Annotated in this window: 1 protein-coding gene; it reads right to left on the bottom strand. The window is 59.9% G+C overall.

Annotated elements, in window-relative coordinates; all coding sequences use genetic code 11:
* Positions 1–214: 214 nt before the first annotated feature.
* A complete protein-coding gene (locus tag O7A60_RS31625) occupies positions 215–1,591 on the bottom strand; it encodes an ISNCY family transposase (RefSeq protein WP_337109566.1) in 1,377 nt (458 codons plus the stop codon).
* Positions 1,592–1,672: the final 81 nt, after the last annotated feature.

The raw sequence follows: 1,672 nt of genomic DNA, 5'->3' as shown, positions 1-1,672 counted from the left end.
ATGTGGCGGCGATGTAGAAATGTCGCTCGCTCTGCAAAGTAGAAATGTCGCATCCTACGTTTGCGAGGGCAGGGTCCAGCAAGTTAGAAATGCGACAGCGGCGCACTTCCTGGCGCCGACATGAGTGCCCGATCGGGCGTCAGCTGGTCGGGGTTGCGCAGCCCGATCGGGCGCGTTCCAGCTTGGCTCCCTGGCTTTAGCTTTGAAAGCCGCCTCACTCGGCAGCGGCCACCCTTGTCAGTGCCTGTTCTCGCCGCGCGATGACGGCAGGGTCGTTGATGAAATCTGTCCTGCGGCCCGGCTTCGACCCGCGCTTCTTGTAAGCGATCTGTTCGCTGTTGGTCTTGATCTTCGGCGGAGGCCGCGCCTCGTCCTGCTGAGCCTTGATCCAGGTCAGCACTTCGCCGAGCCGCTTGTTCTCGGTGACCGCCGCGTGCGTGATGCGCTGCTCCTTGTCGAAGACGGTGTAGGGTAAGGAACACGCTCTCCATCGAACGTCCAGCCGACCGTCGGCGAACTCGTAGATATCGACGTATTTACCGACCAGCCCGCACGAAAGCTCGTTCTTCTCAAGCATGATTTGCCTGCGTTCGTAGGAGAACGACAATTGCTGGCCGACATAACGCTGCTCCCGCTTGCACAGCACGTCACGCAGCCGATCCGGCGCAACATTCAATGCGCGGTGCAGATTGTCCGGTCGGGTAGGGACCTTGGCGAACCTCTCGTTGAAGTCGGCAACGAACCCCGGCAGGAAGGCGTTGGCCGCCTCGATGTTCGATATGCCGGCGAGGCGCAGTTCCTTCACAAGACGGTCCTGCAGCGTCCGATTGACCCTTTCGACCCGGCCTTTGGCCTGGCTCGAATTGGCGCACAGGATCTCAATGTTGAGTTCTGACAAGGCGCGGCCGAACTGGGTCATGCCGCGGCCTGCCTTGGCATCCTTCTTGGCGACACGAAACACCGTGTGCTTATCGGAGTAGAATGCGACTGGGCAGCCGTGTGCCTTCAGATAGAGTTCCAGCGTCTCGAAATAGCTGAAGGTGCTCTCCGACTTCACAAAGCGAAGCTGCTGGAGCTTGCTCGTGGCGTCGTCGATGAAGACGAGCAGGGTGCATGGATCGCCCCGCTCCTCGAACCAACGGTGATCACTACCGTCGATCTGCACCAGCTCGCCATAAGATTCCCGACGTAATCTGGGCTGATGGAACGTCCTGCGCTGCTTCCGCGACAACCAGATTCCGGCTTCCGCCATCCATTTGCGCAACGTCTCTCGCGACACGATCAGGCCGTGGTTCGCCGCCAACTTCTCGGCCGCCAAGGTCGGCCCGAAGTCGAGATAGTGTTCCCGAACCAACTGAACCGCCAGTTCACCGATGCCGGCGACATATCGATGGTTCGACGGTCGTCCTCGAGCCTTGTGCCGAAGTGCTGCGGCGCCTTCGGCTCTGAACGCCTTCAGCAGACGCTGGACCTGACGCGTCGTCATATCCAGCACATGCGCCGCCGAGACAACCGCCATGCGCCGCTCCAAAACCTTCGACAGCACCTCGATGCGTTGCAGCTCGCGCTCGCTCATTAAGATCAGTCCCAACCCGCCATCTCCCTCGCTCATAGACGAGCAGGGCGACATTCCTACTTTGCGGAATCAAGACATTTCTATTTTGCGGCAATA

Source organism: Mesorhizobium salmacidum (SeqCode), from assembly GCF_037179605.1.
GTDB classification, from domain to species: Bacteria; Pseudomonadota; Alphaproteobacteria; order Rhizobiales; family Rhizobiaceae; genus Mesorhizobium; species Mesorhizobium salmacidum.
The sequence above is the reverse complement of the archived record's forward strand: the minus strand, read 5'-3'. Positions and strand labels throughout refer to the sequence as shown.